Source organism: Burkholderia diffusa (assembly GCF_902499115.1).
In the GTDB taxonomy this organism is placed as follows: domain Bacteria; phylum Pseudomonadota; class Gammaproteobacteria; order Burkholderiales; family Burkholderiaceae; genus Burkholderia; species Burkholderia diffusa.
This window is the reverse complement of the sequence record NZ_CABVPN010000018.1, coordinates 76,759-97,141: the sequence shown is the minus strand read 5'-3', so window position 1 is coordinate 97,141 and position 20,383 is coordinate 76,759. Positions and strand designations below refer to the sequence as shown.

19 protein-coding genes are annotated in these 20,383 nt (G+C 65.3%); 3 read left to right on the top strand and 16 right to left on the bottom strand.

The annotated features are described in order from the left end of the window. Positions 1-151 precede the first annotated feature (151 nt). Positions 152-895, top strand: coding sequence for a glycine zipper 2TM domain-containing protein (locus BTE28158_RS19390; RefSeq protein WP_124622326.1), 744 nt, complete (start codon positions 152-154; stop codon positions 893-895). Positions 896-1,023: 128 nt separating this feature from the next. Here the strand turns inward: BTE28158_RS19390 and iscX are convergent, their stop codons facing one another. The 12 genes from iscX to BTE28158_RS19330 form a co-directional block, all read right to left on the bottom strand. Next, a complete protein-coding gene (gene iscX, locus BTE28158_RS19385) occupies positions 1,024-1,233 on the bottom strand; it encodes a Fe-S cluster assembly protein IscX (protein ID WP_059608404.1) in 210 nt (69 codons plus the stop codon). Between the two features lie 44 nt (positions 1,234-1,277). Next, positions 1,278-1,619, bottom strand: a complete 342-nt coding sequence (fdx, locus tag BTE28158_RS19380; protein ID WP_059464189.1) for an ISC system 2Fe-2S type ferredoxin — start codon at positions 1,617-1,619, stop codon at positions 1,278-1,280. An 84-nt stretch (positions 1,620-1,703) separates the two neighbouring features. Next, positions 1,704-3,572, bottom strand: a complete 1,869-nt coding sequence (gene hscA / locus BTE28158_RS19375; protein WP_124903495.1) for a Fe-S protein assembly chaperone HscA — start codon at positions 3,570-3,572, stop codon at positions 1,704-1,706. A 54-nt stretch (positions 3,573-3,626) separates the two neighbouring features. Further along, on the bottom strand, positions 3,627-4,154 hold the full coding sequence (gene hscB / locus BTE28158_RS19370) for a Fe-S protein assembly co-chaperone HscB (RefSeq protein WP_034176899.1): 528 nt from the start codon (positions 4,152-4,154) through the stop codon (positions 3,627-3,629). Positions 4,155-4,248: 94 nt separating this feature from the next. After that, positions 4,249-4,572: an iron-sulfur cluster assembly protein IscA gene (gene iscA / locus BTE28158_RS19365; RefSeq protein ID WP_011885413.1), complete on the bottom strand. Its 324-nt coding sequence runs from the start codon at positions 4,570-4,572 to the stop codon at positions 4,249-4,251. A gap of 64 nt (positions 4,573-4,636) precedes the next feature. Further along, the gene (iscU, locus tag BTE28158_RS19360; protein WP_009691729.1) at positions 4,637-5,044 is read right to left on the bottom strand and encodes a Fe-S cluster assembly scaffold IscU; all 408 of its coding nucleotides are present in this window, start codon (positions 5,042-5,044) and stop codon (positions 4,637-4,639) included. 68 nt (positions 5,045-5,112) lie between these two features. Continuing rightward, a complete protein-coding gene (locus tag BTE28158_RS19355; protein WP_124622322.1) occupies positions 5,113-6,336 on the bottom strand; it encodes an IscS subfamily cysteine desulfurase in 1,224 nt (407 codons plus the stop codon). A 63-nt stretch (positions 6,337-6,399) separates the two neighbouring features. Next, entirely contained in the window at positions 6,400-6,939 is a 540-nt protein-coding gene (gene iscR, locus BTE28158_RS19350) for a Fe-S cluster assembly transcriptional regulator IscR (protein WP_009691731.1), read from the bottom strand. Between the two features lie 117 nt (positions 6,940-7,056). Beyond that, positions 7,057-7,539, bottom strand: coding sequence for a low molecular weight protein-tyrosine-phosphatase (locus tag BTE28158_RS19345; protein WP_124903497.1), 483 nt, complete (start codon positions 7,537-7,539; stop codon positions 7,057-7,059). Between the two features lie 101 nt (positions 7,540-7,640). Continuing rightward, a complete protein-coding gene (locus BTE28158_RS19340) occupies positions 7,641-7,868 on the bottom strand; it encodes a hypothetical protein (RefSeq protein WP_059608408.1) in 228 nt (75 codons plus the stop codon). 127 nt (positions 7,869-7,995) lie between these two features. Beyond that, entirely contained in the window at positions 7,996-9,408 is a 1,413-nt protein-coding gene (locus tag BTE28158_RS19335) for a lactate utilization protein B (RefSeq protein WP_124622318.1), read from the bottom strand. Positions 9,409-9,442: 34 nt separating this feature from the next. After that, positions 9,443-10,165 (bottom strand): (Fe-S)-binding protein, encoded by a 723-nt coding sequence (locus BTE28158_RS19330; protein WP_059535864.1) that lies wholly within the window; start codon positions 10,163-10,165, stop codon positions 9,443-9,445. A 185-nt stretch (positions 10,166-10,350) separates the two neighbouring features. On the opposite strand from BTE28158_RS19330, the gene BTE28158_RS19325 reads away from it, so the two are divergent. Then, a complete protein-coding gene (locus BTE28158_RS19325; RefSeq protein WP_059608410.1) occupies positions 10,351-11,160 on the top strand; it encodes an IclR family transcriptional regulator in 810 nt (269 codons plus the stop codon). Between the two features lie 101 nt (positions 11,161-11,261). Here BTE28158_RS19325 and pbpG read toward each other — a convergent pair whose 3' ends face one another. Beyond that, entirely contained in the window at positions 11,262-12,410 is a 1,149-nt protein-coding gene (gene pbpG / locus BTE28158_RS19320; RefSeq protein ID WP_059608411.1) for a D-alanyl-D-alanine endopeptidase, read from the bottom strand. A gap of 654 nt (positions 12,411-13,064) precedes the next feature. On the opposite strand from pbpG, the gene BTE28158_RS19315 reads away from it, so the two are divergent. Beyond that, the gene (locus BTE28158_RS19315; protein WP_059608412.1) at positions 13,065-13,631 is read left to right on the top strand and encodes a phasin family protein; all 567 of its coding nucleotides are present in this window, start codon (positions 13,065-13,067) and stop codon (positions 13,629-13,631) included. A gap of 218 nt (positions 13,632-13,849) precedes the next feature. Here BTE28158_RS19315 and lpdA read toward each other — a convergent pair whose 3' ends face one another. The 3 genes from lpdA to aceE all read right to left on the bottom strand — a co-directional run bounded on the left by lpdA (position 13,850) and on the right by aceE (position 20,307). Next, entirely contained in the window at positions 13,850-15,619 is a 1,770-nt protein-coding gene (gene lpdA, locus BTE28158_RS19310; protein WP_151050310.1) for a dihydrolipoyl dehydrogenase, read from the bottom strand. 277 nt (positions 15,620-15,896) lie between these two features. After that, positions 15,897-17,540, bottom strand: coding sequence for a dihydrolipoyllysine-residue acetyltransferase (gene aceF / locus BTE28158_RS19305; RefSeq protein ID WP_174920025.1), 1,644 nt, complete (start codon positions 17,538-17,540; stop codon positions 15,897-15,899). A 70-nt stretch (positions 17,541-17,610) separates the two neighbouring features. After that, positions 17,611-20,307: a pyruvate dehydrogenase (acetyl-transferring), homodimeric type gene (aceE, locus tag BTE28158_RS19300; RefSeq protein ID WP_151051006.1), complete on the bottom strand. Its 2,697-nt coding sequence runs from the start codon at positions 20,305-20,307 to the stop codon at positions 17,611-17,613. Positions 20,308-20,383: the final 76 nt, after the last annotated feature.

The window sequence follows — 20,383 nt, the reverse complement described above, 5'->3', positions numbered from 1 at the left end:
GCGACCCTCGTCCGTGGACGACACTCCTGTTGCGTCACCACGCATGACCACGGGACCAGAACACGGCGCCGGAACGCCAAGTCTGCTCGCTCCCGAGCGTGGGATCCGGCCAGCGCCAACGTGCGAAGCCGGGTCGACACCGGAGAACAAAATGGACAACCAGAATCAAACCACCCCGCAAAAGCAACGCCTCCACCCGCTTATCGCGACCGCGGCAGGCGCCGTGATCGTCGCGAGCCTCGCGGCCACCGCAGCGATCACGGGCATCTTCCCGAAGGCCAACAGCAATAACGCGCAGAACGGCCAGACCCAGGCCGCGCTGATCGCGTCGCAGCCGGCCGTCGATACGGCCGCTGCAGCCAGCGCCGCGCTCGCCGCGCAGGCGCAGCAGCAGGCAGCCGAACAGGCCGCGCAGCAGAAGGCGGCTGCCGAGAAGGCCGCGGCAGCCCAGGTCGAACCGAAGCCCGCGCCGCGCCCGGCAGCCACGCACCGCCGCCATACGCCGGCGCCGCAACCGCCGCAATACGCGCAGCAGCCGTCCGCGCCCGCGCAGCCGGCCTATTGCCAGACCTGCGGCACGGTCGTCGCGATCACGCAGACGCGTACGCCGGGTCAGAGTTCGGGGATCGGTGCGGTCGGCGGCGCAGCGGCCGGTGGCCTGCTCGGCAACCAGTTCGGTCACGGCAACGGCCGCACCGCGATGACGATCATCGGCGCGCTCGGCGGCGGTCTCGCCGGCAATCAGGTCGAGAAGCAGGTGCGCGCGGAAACCGACTACCAGGTACAGGTCCAGATGGAAAGCGGCGCGACGCGCACGTTCACGTACCACAACCCGCCGCCGTTCGGCCAGGGCCAGCGCGTGCGGATCGAGAACGGGACGCTGGTCGGCGCCTGACGCCTGACGCATCGCCGGACAGCCCTTGCGCCGTGCCGGAAATGAAAAAGGCTCGTGAAGCATCACGAGCCTTTTCTTTTTGCGGGAGCCTTGCCGGAGCCACATGGCGCGGGGCGCCAGCGCGAACCTCAGTCTTCGTCGTCGAAGTCGGATTCATCGATCCAGTGGGCCTGGATCGCTTCGAGGATCTTCTCGCCCGAGTGCGCCGGGTCGTCGGTGAAGCCATCCAGATCGATGACCCATTGGCGCAGGTCGACGAAATTGATCTTCTGCGGATCGACGTCCGGATGCTTGTCTGCCAGCGCGATGGCAATTTCACGCGAATCGGTCCATTTCATGACTTGCTCTCCCGTGTACGCGGCGAGTCCGCCCCGCCGGTCCGTCAGTGATTTTCCTTCGCGTGGTTGATCGAGTACTTCGGGATCTCGACCACCAGGTCCGAATCTTCCTTCACGATTGCCTGGCACGACAGGCGCGACGTCGGCTCGAGGCCCCATGCCTTGTCGAGCAGGTCGTCTTCGTCCTCGTCGGACGGATCGAGATCGTTGAAGCCCTCGCGGATCACCACGTGGCAGGTCGTGCATGCGCACGACTTCTCGCATGCATGCTCGATCTCGATCCCGTTGTCGAGCAGGTTGTCGCAAATACTCTTGCCGGGCGTCGCGTCGATTACTGCGCCGTCCGGGCACAGTTCGACGTGAGGCAGCACCACCAGTTGAGGCATGTCCGTTCCGTCAGTCAGGGTGCGGCGGCTGGCGCCGCACGGTTCAATATCGCGCGGGCCGTCGCCGGCCCGCGTGCATTTCGTTCAGATCTCGTCGAGCCGTCGGCCCGACAGTGCGCGCTTGATGCTCTTGTCCATCCGGCGCGCCGCGAATTCGTCGGTGCCGTCGGCCAGCGTCTTGGTCGCGGTTTCGATCGCGTCCGTGTCGTCGCCCTGCGCGATCGTGCGCAGCGCCGCGACGAGCGCGTCGACCTGCGTGCGTTCGGCGTCATCGAGCAATTCGCCGTCGGTCGCCAGCGCCGCCTGCGTCGCCTCGATCATCCGCTCGGCCTCGACCTGCGCTTCGCGCAGCGCGCGCGCGCGCATGTCGATCTCGGCGGTCTTGAAGCTGTCTTCGAGCATCTTCGCGATGTCGTCGTCGGCGAGGCCGTACGACGGCTTCACGACGACCGACGCCTCGACGCCCGAATGTTGCTCGCGCGCGAACACCGACAGCAACCCGTCCGCATCGACCTGATAGGTCACACGGATGCGCGCCGCGCCGGCCGTCATCGGCGGGATGCCGCGCAGCTCGAAGCGCGCGAGCGACCGGCAGTCGGCGACGAGCTCGCGCTCGCCTTGCACGACGTGGATCGCCATCGCGGTCTGGCCATCCTTGAAGGTCGTGAATTCCTGCGCACGCGCGATCGGAATCGTCGAATTGCGCGGAATGATCTTCTCGACGAGACCGCCCATCGTCTCGACGCCGAGCGACAGCGGGATCACGTCGAGCAGCAGCCAGTCGTCGCCGCTGCCGCGATTGCCGGCGAGCAGGTCGGCCTGGATCGCCGCGCCGAGCGCGACGACCTGGTCGGGATCGAGATTGACGAGCGGCGGCTGGCCGAAATGCTTCGCGACCGCCTCGCGGATCACCGGCATGCGCGTCGCGCCGCCGACCAGCACGACACCCTTGATGTCGGCCGGCGTTACCTGCGCGTCGCGCAATGCCTTGCGGGTCGGCGTCAGCGTACGCTGCACGAGCGGCTCGACGAGGGCGGCGAACGTGTCGTGCGAGATCGTCTGCTCGAGCCGGGCACCGTTCGACAGCGTCACGTCGAGCGACGCCTGCGGCGCGGACGACAGCGCTTCCTTCAGCACGCGCACGCGATCGAGCAGCAGGCGCACGTCCTCGGGCGCAAGCGCCTTCGCATCGATCCCGGCATGCGCGAGCACGTGGCCGAACAGCGCGTGGTCGAAATCGTCGCCGCCGAGCGCGGAATCGCCGCCCGCGGCCAGCACTTCGAACACGCCCTTGGTCAGCTTCAGGATCGACAGGTCGAACGTGCCGCCGCCGAGGTCGTACACCGCGTAGAGGCCTTCGGCCGCGTTGTCGAGACCATAGGCGATCGCGGCCGCGGTCGGTTCGTTCAGCAGGCGCAGGACGTTGATGCCCGCGAGACGCGCGGCGTCCTTCGTCGCCTGGCGCTGAGCGTCATCGAAGTATGCGGGCACCGTGATCACCGCGCCGACCAGTTCGTCGCCGAGCGTGTCTTCCGCGCGGTAACGCAGCGTCGCGAGAATCTCGGCCGACACTTCGACCGGACTCTTCACGCCGTCGATCGTGCGGATCTGCACCATGCCCGGTGCATCGACGAATTCGTAAGGCGCGTTTGCCGCGCCTTCGACCTCGGCCTTGCCGCGGCCCATGAAGCGCTTGACCGACACGATCGTGTTGCGCGGATCGGTCGCGGCCTGCTCCTTCGCTTCGTGACCGATGCGGCGGCCGCCCTTCTCCAGATAACGGACCACCGACGGCAGCAGCACGCGGCCCGCCTCGTCCGGCAGCACTTCGGGCACGCTGTTGCGCACGGCCGCGACGAGCGAGTTCGTCGTGCCGAGATCGATCCCGACAGCGAGTCGCCGCTGGTGCGGCGCCGGCGCCATGCCCGGTTCGGAAATTTGCAGTAAAGCCATCTTGGTTCGTTCGGGCGCTCGGCCCGTTTGCTGCGCGTGCCGCGAGGCACGCGGTTAAGTTTCGAGGCGCTCGATCTGCGCGCCCACTTCCGACGCGACCCGTTCGATGAACATCAGCTGGCGCACGGCTTCGGCTGCGGCCTGGTCGGCTGCGCTATCGAGCAGCGTGCCGAGGCGCTCGAGGCGCACGCGCTTTTCGTCGCGCAATTCGGCGAGCAGCGCATCGAGCGCATCGACGTTGCGGGCGGCAGCGGCATCCTCGATGCCTTCGCGCCACTCCATCTGCTGCATCAGGAACGCGGGCTCCATCGCGGTGTTGTTTTCGGCACCGATGTCGACGCCGCGCAGCGACAGCAGATAGGTCGCGCGTTTCAGCGGATCGCGCAGCGTGCGGTAGGCTTCGTTCGCACGGGTCGCCCATTGCATCGCGATGCGCTTTTGCGCGTCGCCGGCCGCCGCGAAGCGGTCCGGGTGGACCTGCGTCTGCACGGTGCGATACGCGCTGTCGAGCGCAGCCTCGTCGAGCGCGAATTGCGCCGGCAGGTGAAACAGATCGAAGTGGCTGTCTTTCAGCGAAACCATCGTCGCGTTCAATTCCGGTTCGTCGCGCGGCAAACGCCGCACATTAAAAAGGCGGCTCGTGCCGCCTCTTGCCCGCATCGCGCGGATACCCGCGTCACACGCGGAACGATTCGCCGCAACCGCACTCGTCCTTCACGTTCGGGTTGTTGAACTTGAACCCTTCGTTCAGGCCTTCGCGTGCAAAGTCGAGCTCGGTGCCGTCGATGTACGCGAGGCTTTTCGGGTCGACGACGACCTTCACGCCATGGCTCTCGAACACCTGATCCTCGGGGGCCAGCTCGTCGACATACTCGAGCTTGTACGCGAGCCCCGAGCACCCGGTCGTGCGAACGCCAAGCCGCAGGCCCACACCCTTGCCGCGACGGACGAGGTATTTCTGGACGTGCTGTGCTGCTTTTTCGGTCAGTGTAATTGCCATGATGTCCTTGCCGCGGCGCGCCACCCGGGCCCGCCGCGTTCCTTCACAAGCCGCTCGATGGCGCTCAGGCCGCTGCCTGATCGCCTTCCTTCGTGTCGTGGCGCTTCTTGTAGTCGGCCACGGCTGCCTTGATCGCGTCTTCCGCGAGAATCGAGCAGTGAATCTTCACCGGCGGCAGGGCCAGCTCTTCGGCGATCTGCGTGTTCTTGATCGACAGCGCCTCGTCGAGGGTCTTGCCCTTCACCCATTCGGTCACGAGCGAGCTCGACGCGATCGCCGAACCGCAGCCGTACGTCTTGAACTTTGCGTCTTCGATCACGCCGTCCGCGCCGACGCGGATCTGCAGCTTCATCACGTCGCCGCAGGCCGGCGCGCCGACCATGCCCGTGCCGACCGCGTCGTCGTCTTTCGCGAACGAACCGACGTTACGCGGGTTTTCGTAGTGATCCAGAACCTTGTTGCTGTATGACATGACTCAGACTCCTTGACTCGTTACGTCTGCGTGCGCAAATCCGCCCGCGAATGTATTCAATGCGGTGTTCAGTGTGCAGCCCATTCGATCGTCGACAGATCGATGCCTTCCTGGTGCATTTCCCAGAGCGGCGACAGTTCGCGCAGCTTCGCGATCTTGCTGTTCAGCAGTGCGATCACGAAGTCGACTTCCTGCTCCGTCGTGAAGCGACCGACCGTGAAGCGGATCGAGCTGTGCGCGAGTTCGTCGTTGCGGCCGAGTGCACGCAGCACGTACGACGGCTCGAGCGACGCCGACGTGCACGCCGAGCCCGACGACACCGCGACGTCCTTGATCGCCATGATCAGTGACTCGCCTTCGACGAAGTTGAAACTGATGTTCAGGTTGTGCGGGACACGGTGCTCCATGTCGCCGTTCACGTACGTTTCCTCGATCTGCGACAGGCCGCGCAGCAGCTTGTCGCGCAGCATGCGGATGCGCTCGTTCTCGGTCGCCATTTCTTCACGCGCGATGCGGAACGCTTCACCCATGCCGACGATCTGGTGCGTCGCCAGCGTGCCCGAACGCATCCCGCGCTCGTGGCCGCCGCCGTGCATCTGCGCTTCGATGCGCACCCGCGGCTTGCGGCGCACGTACAGCGCGCCGATGCCCTTCGGGCCGTAGGTCTTGTGCGCCGAGAACGACATCAGGTCGACCTTCAGCTTCGCGAGGTCGATCTCGACCTTGCCGGTCGACTGTGCGGCGTCGACGTGGAACACGATGCCCTTCTCGCGGCAGATTTCACCGATCGTCTCGATGTCCTGGATCACGCCGATCTCGTTGTTCACGTGCATCACCGACACGAGGATCGTGTCCGGGCGCAGCGCGGCCTTGAACACGTCGAGGTCGATCAGACCGTCTTCCTTCACGTCGAGATAGGTGACTTCGAAGCCGTCGCGCTCGAGCTCGCGGCAGGTATCGAGCACGGCCTTGTGCTCGGTCTTCACCGTGATGATGTGCTTGCCCTTGCCCTTGTAGAAGTTCGCGGCACCCTTGATGGCGAGGTTGTCCGATTCCGTCGCGCCGGACGTCCAGATGATCTCGCGCGGATCCGCGTTCACGAGCGCAGCCACCTGCTCGCGCGCTTCCTCGACCGCGCGTTCCGCGTCCCAGCCGTATGCGTGGCTGCGCGACGCCGGGTTGCCGAACTGCTCGCGCAGGTACGGCACCATCTTGTCGACCACGCGCGGGTCGACCGGCGTCGTCGCGCTGTAATCCATGTAGATGGGCAGGTGGAGAGTCTCTTGGGTCATCTGTCGCTCCGGGAATTCTGTGCAGGGACTATGTGCGTTATGGGGTGTGCGGCGCGTTCGCGCTCACGAACTCGCGATGTTGAACACCGAATTGGGACCGAGCGGCATCGTGCGCACCGGTTCGGCCGGTGCCGCGACGGGCTCCGGCGTGCGCCGGTCGCGCAGCACCGCGGGTGCGCCCTCGCGTGCGCGCTGCTGATCGACGAGATCCTGCAGCGATACCGAATCGAGGTACTCGACCATTTTCTGGTTCAGGGTCGACCACAGCTCGTGCGTCATGCAATGGCCGTCGGGCTGCTTCGAGCCGTCGCACGTGCCTTTGCCGCCGCACTGCGTGGCGTCGAGCGGTTCATCGACCGCGATGATGATGTCGGCGACGGTGACGTCCTGCGCGCGGCGCGCGAGGTTGTAGCCGCCGCCCGGGCCGCGCACGGATTCGACGATTTCATGCCTGCGCAGCTTGCCGAACAGCTGTTCGAGATACGAGAGCGAAATCCGCTGGCGCTGGCTGATGCCTGCAAGCGTCACCGGGCCCTGCTCCTGGCGCAGTGCCAAGTCAATCATCGCCGTGACGGCGAAACGGCCTTTGGTGGTGAGTCTCATGGTGTCTAGGGGACTGCAATCTTGACGATTTTGGTCAAGTATAAATATTTGACGATTTTAGTCAAGTATCCATGTCTTCGACAGGGTATTCGCAGATCGCTGAATACCTCGCCGCGATCAGTGTGCGGCGCTGCTGCGGAGGGTATCGAGCAGGCCCGCGCACGCGCGCTCGACCTGGTCGAGCACCTGTTCGAAGCCCTGCGCGCCGCCGAAATAAGGATCCGCCACTTCGATCTCGGTCGCGCCCGGCGCGAATTCCATCAGGAGGCGCACCTTGTCGCGATGCTCGGGCGGGCAGCGCCGCCGCAATTCCGCGAAATTGGCCTCGTCCATCGCCAGCAGCAGATCGAACCGCTCGAAATCCACCGCGCTCACTTGCCGCGCCCGCAGCGCCGACAGGTCGTAGCCGCGCGTACGCGCCGCCGCCTGCGCGCGCGTGTCGGGCGGCTCGCCGACGTGCCAGTCGCCCGTCCCGGCCGAATCGATCGCGATCCGGTCGGCCAGCCCGGCCGCGTCGACCTGGTGGCGCATCACGCCTTCCGCCGTGGGCGAACGGCAGATGTTGCCGAGACAGACGAAACAGATCGCAACGCGGGACATCGCACTCTCGAAAAGCCGCGGTGAACCGCGTGGAAGAAGAACGCGCCATTATACAAAGGCGCCCGGAATCGCGCCGCCGCGCAAAGCGACGGCGGCGTGACTTACAGCGCCTTGGGTGCGGCGAGCGCGACGTCGCCGGATACGGCCGGCAACGGCTTCGCCGCGTCGCCGACCAGCCCGAACGACACCGCGCGCGCGAGTTCGGCCGATGCCTGATGAACGGCGATCGGGCCACGCGACGGCGCGTCGGCCATCGCGTGCAAATAAGCGACCGCGGCGAGCGGGACGACGATTGCCAGCGGCCAGTACATCGATATTGTCTTTCTCATGATGCGGCTCCTTGACCTCATGCCCCGAAACCCGATTCCGGGGACTACAGGCAGGATTCTATAGACCGCACCTATCGAGATAAATACATGAATAGCGAACGCACTGTTGTCGCTCGATGAACAGTGGTCAGCCGAGGTGGCTTTGGGATGCCGCGTACAGCTCGCGGAACGTGCGCCCGGTCGGCGTCGGCATGTCGCGCGTATCCATCCAGCCGCCCATCATTGGCAGGCGCCGCAGCGTGCCGCCATTGCCGCCCAGCCGCTCGAGGATGCGCACCGCGAGCTTGGTCGTCAGCGCATACAGCATCGGCCGGCGCGCGACGAAGCCCCACGCGGCGAGCGCGGCGCGCTCGCGCCACGGCCGCAGATGCCGCTCGACCTGTTTCTCGCGCAGCGTACGCAGCAAGTGCGACAACGGGATCCCGGCCGGGCACACGCTGTCGCATTCGCCGCACAGGGTCGCGGCCTGCGGCAAGTCGAGCGCTCGGTCGATCCCCACGTAGCTCGGTGTCAGCACCGAGCCCATCGGGCCCGGATAGACCCATCCGTACGCGTGCCCGCCGACCTTCTGATATACCGGGCAGTGGTTCATGCATGCGCCGCAGCGAATGCAACGCAGCATCTCCTGGAATTCGCCGCCGATCAGTCCCGTCCGACCCCCGTCGACGAGCACCACGTAGTTGTGCTCCGGGCCGTCCTCATCGCCGGGGCCGCGCGGCCCGGTGAGCAGCGAGAAGTAGTTCGAGGTCTTCTGCCCGGTCGCCGAGCGCGGCAGCAGACGCATCGCGGTCGCGAGATCCTCGAGCGTCGGCAGCACCTTCTCGATGCCCGTCACCGCGACATGCACGCGCGGCATCACCGTGCACATCCCTTCGTTGCCTTCGTTCGTGACGACCGCGACCGACCCCGTCTCGGCGATCACGAAGTTGCCGCCCGTCACCCCCATGTCGGCCGACAGGAAATGCGGGCGCAGCACCTCACGCGCCTCGCGCGTCATGTCGGGGATCTCGGTCAGCCGCTCGCGGTGGTGCGTGCGCGCGAACAGGTCCGCGATCTCGTCCTTGTCCTTGTGCACGACGGGCGCGATGATGTGGCTCGGCGGCTCGTTGTCGTTGATCTGCAGGATGTATTCGCCCAGGTCCGTCTCGATCGACTGCACACCCATCTCGGCGAGCACCGCGTTCAGGCGCATTTCCTCGGACACCATCGACTTCGTCTTGATGACCTTCTTCACGTCGTGGCGTCGCGCGATGTCGGCGACGAGCCGCGCGGCGTCGGCGGTTGTTTCCGCGAACAGCACCGTCGTGCCGCGCCGCGTCGCCTCGCGTTCGAACGCCTCGAGCCACACGTCGAGATTCTCCAGTGCACGGTTGCGGCGCGCCTTCAGCGCGGCGCGCGTCGCCTGGAAGTCGATCTCGGTCATCGCGTCGGCGCGTGCGGACACGAACTTCGTCGACAGCTTCTTCAGGTTCTGCTGCAGGCGCTGGTCGGCCAGCTTCTGGCCGGCACGGGCCTTGAAATGCATCGATTGGACTTGCATCGCGGTATCGGGGAAAAGTGAGCGGAACCGGGCGTCAGACGTCGCCCGCCAGCACCTGCGCGACGTGCAGCACGCGCGTGTCGCGGTCGCCCGTGCGGCGCAACCGCCCTTCGATGTTCAGCATGCAGCCGAGATCGCCGAGCACGACGGCGCCCGCGCCGGATGCGCGGACATTCGCGCATTTCTCGTCCGCGATGGCCGCCGAAATGTCGCCGTACTTGACCGCGAACGTGCCGCCGAAGCCGCAGCAGTGCTCGCAATCCTTCATCTCGGTGACGGCCACGCCGCGCTGCGCGAGCAGCGCGCGCGGCTGCGCCTTCACGCCGAGCTCGCGCAGGCCCGAGCACGAGTCGTGATAGGTGACCGGCCCCGTGAATTCGCCGGGCGCGAGCGTCACCTTCGCGACGTTCGCGAGGAAATCGGTCAGTTCATAGACTTTCTGCTGAAATCGCGCATAGCGCCCCATCAGTTCGGGGTCGTCGCGGAACAGGTCGCCGTAGTGCGTGCGGATCATGCCGCCGCACGAGCCCGACGGCGCGACGACGTAGTCGAACTGCTCGAACTCGCGCAGCGTCTTTTCGGCGAGATCGCGTGCGAGCGCGCGATCGCCCGAGTTGTAGGCCGGCTGGCCACAGCAGGTTTGCGCGGGCGGCACGAATACCTCGTAGCCGGCTTCGCGAATCAGTTTCAGCGCGGAAAAACCGATTTCCGGGCGCATCAGGTCGACCAGGCAGGTCACGAACAAACCGACTCGCATATGCGCTCCTTCGAGAAAACGGCTCTCATTATCCGCCGTTTGGCCGGCGAGACCAACGCCGGCGCGTAAGCAAGCGCGCACGGCCGGAAACGAGGACTTCCTCGAACGGCGTTCGCTTTTTTCACGATACGAGATACAATCGACGCAACACCGCTTGATGCGTCAACCGATTCCCCCCCCCCGACATGAGCCAACCCACCCCGGATTCCAAAACGTCGATCCAGGTGATCGAACGCATGATGCGGCTGCTGGACGCGCTCGCCGCGCACAGCGACCCCGTCAGCCTGAAGGAGCTTGCGCAGCGCACCGAACTTCATCCGTCGACCGCGCACCGTATCCTCAACGACATGGTGACCTGCCGCCTGGTCGACCGCTCCGACCCCGGCACCTACCGGCTCGGCATGAGGCTGCTCGAGCTCGGCAACCTCGTGAAGGCGCGCCTGTCGGTACGCGACGCCGCGCTGATGCCGATGCGCGAACTGCATCGCCTGACCGGCCAGACCGTGAACCTGTCGGTACGCCAGGGCGACGAAATCGTCTATATCGAGCGCGCGTATTCGGAGCGCTCGGGGATGCAGGTCGTCCGCGCGATCGGCGGCCGCGCGCCGCTGCACCTGACATCGGTCGGCAAGCTGTTTCTCGCGGTCGACGAAACGTCGCGCGTGCGCGCCTACGCGACGCGCACCGGGCTGTCCGGCCATACGCAGAACAGCATTACCGACATCGCGAAGCTCGAGCGCGAACTGACGCTCGTGCGCCAGCAATCGTGCGCGCGCGACAACGAGGAACTGGAGCTGGGCGTGCGCTGTATCGCGGCCGGCATCTACGACGACTCGGGCAAGCTCGTCGCGGGCCTGTCGCTGTCGGCACCGGCCGATCGCCTGCAGGACGCGTGGCTCGGCCAGTTGAGCCGCACCGCCCTCACCATTTCGGAATCGCTCGGCTACCGGCCGGAGCCCACGAAGGACGCCGAAGGGCTGCAACGGCACGCATGACTCGCACCGCCCGCCGTTAAGCGGCCGGACGAAAAAAAGCCCCGCGATTGCGGGGCTTTTTGTTTGCGGCGACGGCACGGCGGCGAACCGCCTTGGCGCGATCAGGTACCGCCGTTCGCCGTGTTGGCCGCCGTCAGGCGCTCGCCGCCGCCGGCGTCGAGCCAGTTGCGCAGGCGCGCCGCGTCGGCGAAGCGCGAGTACTTGCCGAACGAATCCAGCAACACCATCACCATCGGCCGGCCGTGGATAGTCGCCTGCATCACGAGACATTCGCCGGCCTCGTTGATGAAGCCCGTCTTCTGCAGGCCGATGTCCCACGAGCCGTTGCCGCGGATCAGCGCGTTCGTGCTGTTGTAGATCAGGTTGCGCTTGCCCGTATTGACTTCGTACGTGCGGTCGGTCGAGAACTGGCGAATCATCGGGTACTGGTACGCCGCATTGACCATCTTCACGAGGTCGCGCGCGCTCGACACGTTCGAGCTCGACAGGCCCGTCGAATTCTCGAAGTGCGTGTCGTTCATGCCGAGCGACTTCGCCTTCGCGTTCATCGCGGCGATGAACGCCGGACGGCCGCCCGGGTAGTAGCGCGACAGCGCGGCAGCGGCACGGTTTTCCGACGCCATCAGCGCGATGTGCAGCATGTCCTCGCGCGACAGGACCGAGCCGACCGACAGGCGCGAGCCCGTACCTTTCTCGTAGTCGCGGTCTTCGTCGGTGACTTCGATCTGGTCGGTCATCGGCGACTTCGAGTCGAGCACGACCATCGCCGTCATCAGCTTCGAGATCGACGCGATCGGCACGACGGCGTGCGAATTCTTGTCGAACAGCGGCTCGCCGGTGTTCTGGTCGACGACGTACGCGACGCTCGAGCGCAGCGCGAGCGCGTCCGGAGTGTCGTGCAGGCCAAATGCCTGGCCGACCGTGGGGCGACGCGGCTGGAACGCGACCTTGCGCACCGCACCACGGTGGCCGTGTACGTTCGACGCGAGCGTCGCGCGCTTGCGCGTGGCCTTCGGCGCATCGGCCGCGACGTTGGCGGATTTCGCGGAGGCGGCCTTCACCGTCTTCTTCTTCGCCGAGGAAGTGGAAGCGGCTTTCTTGGCGGCCTGATGGGTCTTCGCAGTGGCGGCAAAGGCGTCAGCGGGTGCGACGGACGCAGCGGTCGCCAGCAAGGCGACGGCGACCGACACAGCCGTGCCGAGCGTCATGCTCTGCAACAATCTGCGCGGTGAAAACGATTCGGCTTTCATTGGGGTCTGGACAAAGCGGGCGGGAGTTTCCGCAAGTGTAGTTAAAGCTGAAAAAAAGAGCAATATTAGGCACTTACCGATCGTCGTTAAACCGGAATGTAAGAGTTGACCAACGACGAGTCGATCAACCCTCCCGCTCCCATCGAAAAAATTGATGAGATGCGCTGCCCGACAGCACCCGTCTCCCGATTACCACGCGGTTAATTGAGATAACGTCACTTTGGCGACGAAATAAAGCGGGGAAAGTACGTATCCGGCGCTCGGTGTGCCAGCGGCACCGGTGTCGACCGCGGCGGCGGCACGTCGCCACGGCACGCGCATTGAAACGGCGCGCTTTTCGACAGGAGCAGAAGCATAACGTTCCACATGCCTGTCAGGTTTACCTGTGCATGATCATTGTGCGCCGCGCCTTCCCCAGCCAGGTGCGCACCATGTGGGAACACGCCTGAAACCGATTCCGAATCGTCATGATAACTCGTTGTTTTATCGATAATTTGTCGCAATTGTGCAACGCACAAAAAATACTTGACAAGCGTTTTCTCTGCCCTAAAATACGACTCATTGCTGCGTTGCACAAAGCACGCGGCTCCGAGGTTCCCCAGCGTAGTGCCCCTTACCCCTGCGATCGACGCGATCGCTTTTCAGGAGCTTGACATGTCCTTGCTGACCCCCGAGCAAATCGCCGCCGCACAGAAAGCCAACCTCGAAAGCCTGTTCGGTCTGACGACCAAGGCGTTCGAAGGCGTCGAAAAGCTGATCGAACTCAACCTGCAGGTCGTGAAGTCGTCGCTGGCGGAAAGCCAGGAAAACGCGCAGCGCCTGCTGTCGGTGAAGGACGCGCAGGAACTGATCGCGCTGCAAGCGAGCCTGTCGCAGCCGGTCGCGGAAAAGGTGCTCTCGTACAGCCGTCACCTGTATGAAATCGCCTCGTCGACGCAAGCCGAGTTCGCGAAGGTTGCCGAAGCGCAATTCGACGAGCAGAACAAGAAGGTCCAGGCACTCGTCGACAACGTCGCGAAGAACGCCCCGGCCGGTTCGGAAACGGCTGTCGCCGCACTGAAGTCGGCACTGAACGCAGCGAACACGACGTACGAAACGGTCCAGAAGGCTGCCAAGCAAGCCGTCGAGATCGCCGAAACGAACTTCAACGCGGCTGCCGCTGTCGCGACGAAGGCTGCGAGCGCTGCTGCATCGCGCCGTTCGAGCAAGCCGGCCGCGTAAGCGTCCCCTGCTCCTGAAAAAGCCGCGCAGTGCGCGGCTTTTTTCGTTTCCGGCGTCGGAACATCCGGTCATCCGGTCGTCGCAGTTGCGGTGGCGCATTTGCCGTCGGTTGCGGGCAAAAGAAAACGCCGCCGTCCGGATATCACGGGCGGCGGCGTTTTTCGTGGCCGGAACAAGGCCGGAACAAGGCCGACACAAGGCCGGCCATGCCGGTCGCGTTACTTCTTGCGTTGCGGCGGCAGGTCCGTGCAGACGCCTTCGTACAGCTCGGCGGCCATGCCGACCGATTCGCCGAGCGTCGGGTGCGGATGGATCGTCTTGCCGATGTCTTCCGCGTCCGCGCCCATCTCGACGGCGAGGCACACTTCGCTGATCAGGTCGCCCGCGTTCAGGCCGACGATGCCGCCGCCGATCACGCGATGGGTTTCCTCGTCGAAGATCAGCTTCGTGAAGCCTTCGTCGCGGCCGTTCGCGATCGCGCGACCCGATGCGGCCCACGGGAACACGGCCTTGCCGTACTTGATGCCTTCGGCCTTGCACTGGTCTTCCGTCTTGCCGGCCCAGGCCACCTCCGGATCCGTGTACGCCACCGACGGGATCTGCAGCGCATCGAAGTACGCCTTCTCGCCGTGCGCGGCTTCCGCTGCGACGTGGCCTTCATGCACGGCCTTGTGCGCGAGCATCGGCTGACCGACGATGTCGCCGATCGCGGAGATGTGCGGGACGTTCGTGCGCATCTGCTTGTCGACTTCGATGAAGCCGCGGTCGGTGACCGCGACGCCGGCCTTGTCGGCACCGATCTTCTTGCCGTTCGGGCTGCGGCCCACCGCGACGAGCACGAGGTCGTAGCGCTGCGCTTCCGCCGGCGCCTTCTCGCCCTCGAACTTGACGTAGATGCCGTCTTCCTTCGCTTCCGCGCCGACCGTCTTGGTCTTCAGCATCACGTTGCCGAAGCGCTTCGCGTTGTACTTTTCCCAGACCTTCACGAGATCGCGGTCCGCGCCCATCATCAGGCCGTCCATCATTTCGACCACATCGATCTCGGCGCCGAGCGTCGCGTACACCGTTGCCATTTCGAGGCCGATGATGCCGCCGCCGATCACGAGCATGCGCTTGGGCAGTTGGCGCAGTTCGAGCGCGCCCGTCGAATCGACGACGCGCGGGTCTTCCGGCATGAACGGCAGCTTCACTGCCTGCGAGCCGGCGGCGATGATCGCCTGCTTGAACTTGACGACCTTCTTGCCGTTTTCGCCCTGTACTTCCATGTGATACGGATCGACGAATGCGCCGACGCCCGTGACGACTTCGACCTTGCGCGCCTTCGCCATGCCGGCGAGGCCCGTCGTCAGCTTCTTGACGACGCCGCCCTTGAAGTCGCGCAGCTTGTCGAGATCGACCTCCGGCTTGCCGAACGTGATGCCGTGCGACGCCAGCGCCGCGGCTTCGTCGATGACGAGTGCCGTGTGCAGCAGCGCCTTCGACGGGATGCAACCGACGTTCAGGCACACGCCGCCGAGCGTCGAGTAGCGTTCGACCAGCACCGTCTTCATGCCGAGGTCGGCTGAGCGGAACGCGGCCGAGTAGCCGCCGGGGCCGGCGCCGAGCACGAGCATGTCGCACTCGATGTCGGCGGCACCTGCGTAGCTGCCGGCTTGCGGCGCGGGTGCAGGAGCGGCTGCGGGTGCAGCGGCCGGGGCCGGTGCTGCGGCCTTCGCGGGTTCGGCTGCTTTCGCGGGGGCGGCGGCGCCGGCCGTTGCTTCGACGATGGCGATAACCGTGCCTTGCGAGACTTTCTCGCCGGCCTTGACCTTGACTTCCTTGACCGTGCCGGCGACGTCGCTGGGCACTTCCATGGAGGCTTTGTCCGATTCGAGCGTGATGAGCGTTTGCTCTTTTTCGATCACGTCGCCCGGCTTCACGTTGACTTCGATGACATCGACGCCGCTGAAATCGCCGATATCCGGAACCTTGACTTCGATGAGACTCATTACTGTCCCCTTCTTGATTAGCTGCAGACAGAGAGGGAGCTGCTCGCGGAAGAACTACGGCCTGGCAAGAGAAGAGAACGCGCACGTGGGCAGGACCACCTTTGCCGTCCGCCCAAGGACGCGCCTTTCTTTTGGTTACTTTTCTTTGGAAGACAAAGAAAAGTGACCGCCGCCCCGCGCAGGGGCGACGCTAGCAGACCGTCAAGAAAGCCAGTTCAACGACAGGGCGTGGATCACCGAAAGAAAACCCACGCCCCGCGAGCAAACTCCCCGCTCATCAAAGAATGATGCGACGGAAATCGGCAAGCAACGCACCGAGATACGCATTGAACCGCGCGGCTTCCGCGCCATCGATGACACGATGGTCATACGACAGCGACAGCGGCAGCGTCAGACGCGGCACGAACTGCTTGCCGTCCCACACCGGCTTCATCTGGCCGCGCGACAACCCGAGGATCGCGACTTCCGGCGCGTTGATGATCGGCGTGAAGTTGGTGCCGCCGATCCCGCCGAGCGACGAGATCGAGAAGCAGCCGCCCTGCATCTGGTCCGGCTTGAGCTTGCCGTCGCGCGCGGCCTTCGACAGCTCGGCCATTTCCTTCGCGATGTCGACGAGGCCCTTTTTGTCCGCGTCGCGGATCACCGGCACGACGAGACCGTTCGGCGTGTCCGCGGCGAAACCGATGTGGTAGTACTGCTTGAACACCAGGTTGTCGCCGTCGAGGCTTGCGTTGAAGGTCGGGAACTTCTTCAGCGCGGCGACGACCGCCTTGATCACGAATGCGAGCATCGTGAATTTCACACCGGCCTTCTCGTGCTCCTTGTTCAGTTGCACGCGCAGCGCTTCGAGCTCGGTGATGTCCGCTTCGTCGTTGTTCGTGACGTGCGGGATCATCACCCAGTTGCGATGCAGGTTCGCGCCCGAGATCTTCTTGATGCGCGACAGCGGCTTCGCCTCGAACGGGCCGAACTTCGAGAAGTCGACCTTCGGCCACGGCAGCAGGTTCAGCTCGCCGCCGCCTGCCGGCGCGGCTGCTGCGCCCGGCGCTGCGCGCTGGCCCGTCATCACGCCCTTCACGAAGCCCGTGATGTCGTCCTTCGTGATACGGCCCTTCGGACCGCTACCCTGCACGCGTGCGACTTCGACGCCGAGTTCGCGCGCGAACTTGCGCACGGACGGCGATGCGTGGCTCGCGCGATACTCGCCCGACGGTGCGGCGGCCGGCGCGGCAGCAGCCGGAGCCGGCGCAGCCTTCGCGGGTGCCGGTGCGGCGGCGGGAGCCGGCGCGGCAGCGGCCGGTGCCGGCGCGCTCGCTTGCGGCGCGGCGGCAGGCGCTGCGCCGGCGGCGTCGAGCAGCACGATCAGCGTCCCTTCCGACACCGAATCGCCCACCTTGACCTTGATTTCCTTCACGACGCCGGCGGCCGGGCTCGGCACGTCCATCGTCGCCTTGTCCGATTCGAGCGTGACGAGCGACTGCTCCTTCTCGACCGTGTCGCCGACCTTCACGCCGATCTCGATCACCGGGACGTCCTTGTAGTCGCCGATGTCGGGTACCTTCACCTCGAGCGTGCCACCCGCAGCCGCGGGTGCAGCCGGCGCTGCTGCAGCCGGTGCCGGCGCTGCCGCCTGTGCGGGAGCTGCTGCCGGTGCGGCCGCGCCGTTCACCTGCGCCGCGGCACCGCCTTCGAGCAGGATGATCAACGAGCCTTCCGACACGGAATCGCCCACCTTGATCTTCACTTCCTTGACCGTGCCGGCTGCCGGGCTCGGGACGTCCATCGTCGCCTTGTCCGATTCGAGCGTGACGAGCGACTGCTCGGGCTCGACCGTGTCGCCCACCTTCACGAGCACCTCGATGACGGGCACGTCCTTGTAATCGCCGATATCCGGCACCTTCACTTCGATCGCTTGACTCATCTTTTTGTGTCTCCATGGCCGCGCGCGCCCCTCCCGGAAGCGGCGCGCGGCATCACACGGCGCGTGTGCGTTAAACGGTCATCGGGTTGGGCTTCGACGGATCGAGGTTGTACTTGGCAATCGCATCCGCGACCACCTTGCGCTCGATCGTGCCTTCGTCGGCCAGCGCGTTCAGCGCGGCGACGGTGACCCAGTGACGGTCGACTTCGAAGAAGTGACGCAGCTTCTCGCGGGTGTCCGAACGACCGAAACCGTCCGTGCCCAGCACGACGAAGCGGCGATCGACCTGACCGCGGATCTGGTCGACCAGCGCGCGCACGTAGTCGGTCGATGCGATGACCGGACCCTGCGTGTCCTTCAGGCACTTCTGCACGTGCGACAGGCGACGCTCCTCGGTCGGATGGAGCAGATTCCAGCGCTCGACTTCGTGGCCTTCACGCGCGAGTTCGGTGAAGCTCGGCACGCTCCACAGGTCGGCCGCGACGCCCCAGTCGTTCTTCAGCAGGTCGGCGGCAGCGATCACTTCGTTGAAGATCGTGCCTGCGCCAAGCAGCTGCACGCGCGGCGCCTTCTGGTCGGCGTCGGCCTTCTTGAACGCGTACATGCCCTTGATGATGTCGGCCGCCACGTGCTCGCCCTGCGGAATCGCCGGGTGCTCGTAGTTCTCGTTCATCACCGTGATGTAGTAGTACACGTCTTCCTGGTCCTGCACCATGCGGCGCAGACCGTCCTGGATGATCACCGCGAGTTCGTAGCCGAACGTCGGGTCGTAGCTCACGCAGTTCGGCACCGATGCCGCCCACAGGAGCGAGTGACCGTCTTCGTGCTGCAGGCCTTCGCCGTTCAGCGTCGTGCGGCCCGCGGTGCCACCGAGCAGGAAGCCGCGCGAGCGCATGTCGCCCGCCGCCCATGCCAGGTCGCCGATCCGCTGGAAGCCGAACATCGAATAGAAGATGTAGAACGGCACCATGATCTCGCCGTGCGTCGAATACGACGTCGCCGCCGCGATCCAGTCGCACATGCCGCCCGCTTCGTTGATGCCTTCCTGCAGGATCTGGCCGGTTTCCGATTCCTTGTAGAACATCAGCTGGTCGGAATCTTCCGGCACGTACTTCTGGCCTTCCTGGTTCCAGATACCGATCTGGCGGAACAGGCCTTCCATGCCGAACGTACGCGATTCGTCCGGGACGATCGGCACGACGCGCTTGCCCAGCGCCTTGTCCTTCAGCAGGATGTTCAGGATCCGCACGAACGCCATCGTCGTCGAGATCTCGCGGCCTTCGCCCGTGCCCTTCAGCAGCGGCTCGAATGCGTCGAGCGCCGGCACCGGCAGCGACGTCGCCTTCTCGCGGCGGTGCGGCAGGTAGCCGCCGAGGTCCATGCGCTTCTGGCGCATGTATTCGAGTTCCTTCGAGCCTTCCTCGAACTTCAGGTACGGCACGTCGGCGATCTGCTCGTCGGTGATCGGCAGGCGGAACTGGTCACGGAACTTCTTCAGTTGCTCGACCGGCAGCTTCTTCTGCTGGTGCGTGATGTTCATCGCCTGGCCCGACTCGCCCATCCCGTAGCCCTTGATGGTCTTCGCGAGGATGACGGTCGGCGCGCCCTTCGTGTTGCTGGCTTCGTGGAACGCCGCGTAGATCTTGTGCGGATCGTGGCCGCCGCGGTTCAGCGCCCAGATGTCGTCGTCCGACCAGTCGGCGACCAGCGCCTTCAGCTCGGGCGAGTTGAAGAAGTGCTCGCGAACGTACGCGCCCGACTCCGACTTGTACGTCTGGTATTCACCGTCGACGCATTCCATCATGCGGCGCATCAGCGCGCCCGTCTTGTCGCGTGCGAACAGCGCATCCCAGCGGCTGCCCCAGATGACCTTGATCACGTTCCAGCCGGCGCCGCGGAATTCCGATTCCAGTTCCTGGATGATCTTGCCGTTGCCGCGCACCGGGCCATCGAGACGCTGCAGGTTGCAGTTGATCACGAACACGAGGTTGTCGAGCTTCTCGCGGCTCGCCATGCCGATCGCGCCGAGCGATTCCGGCTCGTCCGTCTCGCCGTCGCCGAGGAACGCCCAGACCTTGCGGCCGGCGGTCTTCGCGATGCCGCGCGATTCCAGGTACTTCATGAAGCGCGCCTGGTAGATCGCCATGATCGGGCCGAGACCCATCGACACGGTCGGGAACTGCCAGAAGTCCGGCATCAGCCACGGGTGCGGGTACGACGAAATGCCGTTGCCGTCGACTTCCTGGCGGAAGTTGTCGAGCTGCTCTTCCTTCAGGCGGCCGAGCAGGAACGCGCGCGAATACACGCCCGGCGACGAGTGACCCTGAACGAACACGAGATCGCCGCCGTGCTGGTCGGACGCCGCGTGCCAGAAGTGGTTGTAGCCGACGTCATAGAGCGTCGCGGCCGACGCGAATGATGCGATGTGGCCGCCGACGTTCGTATCCTTGCCTGCGCGCAGCACCATCGCCAGCGCATTCCAGCGCGTGTACGAACGGATGCGGTGCTCGATATCCTGGTCGCCAGGAATCTTCGCCTGGGCTTCGACCGGGATCGTGTTGATGTACGGGGTGTTGGCAGAGAACGGGAGGTGTTCGCCGTGCATGCGGGCGAATTCGATCTGCTTTTCGATCAGGTAGTGCGCGCGGCCAGTGCCCACGGAGGAGATCACGCCGTCGAGCGACTCGAGCCATTCAACGGTTTCTTGCGGGTCGTCGTCACGATCGGCGGCGACATATTTCATCACTTCGTTCGGTACAGCGGACATTCTCGTCTCCTGGGTCCTGGAATGTGAGGATCGCTCTTGTGCAGACGCCGCGACGCGGCCGGCTGCGGGCAAGCTC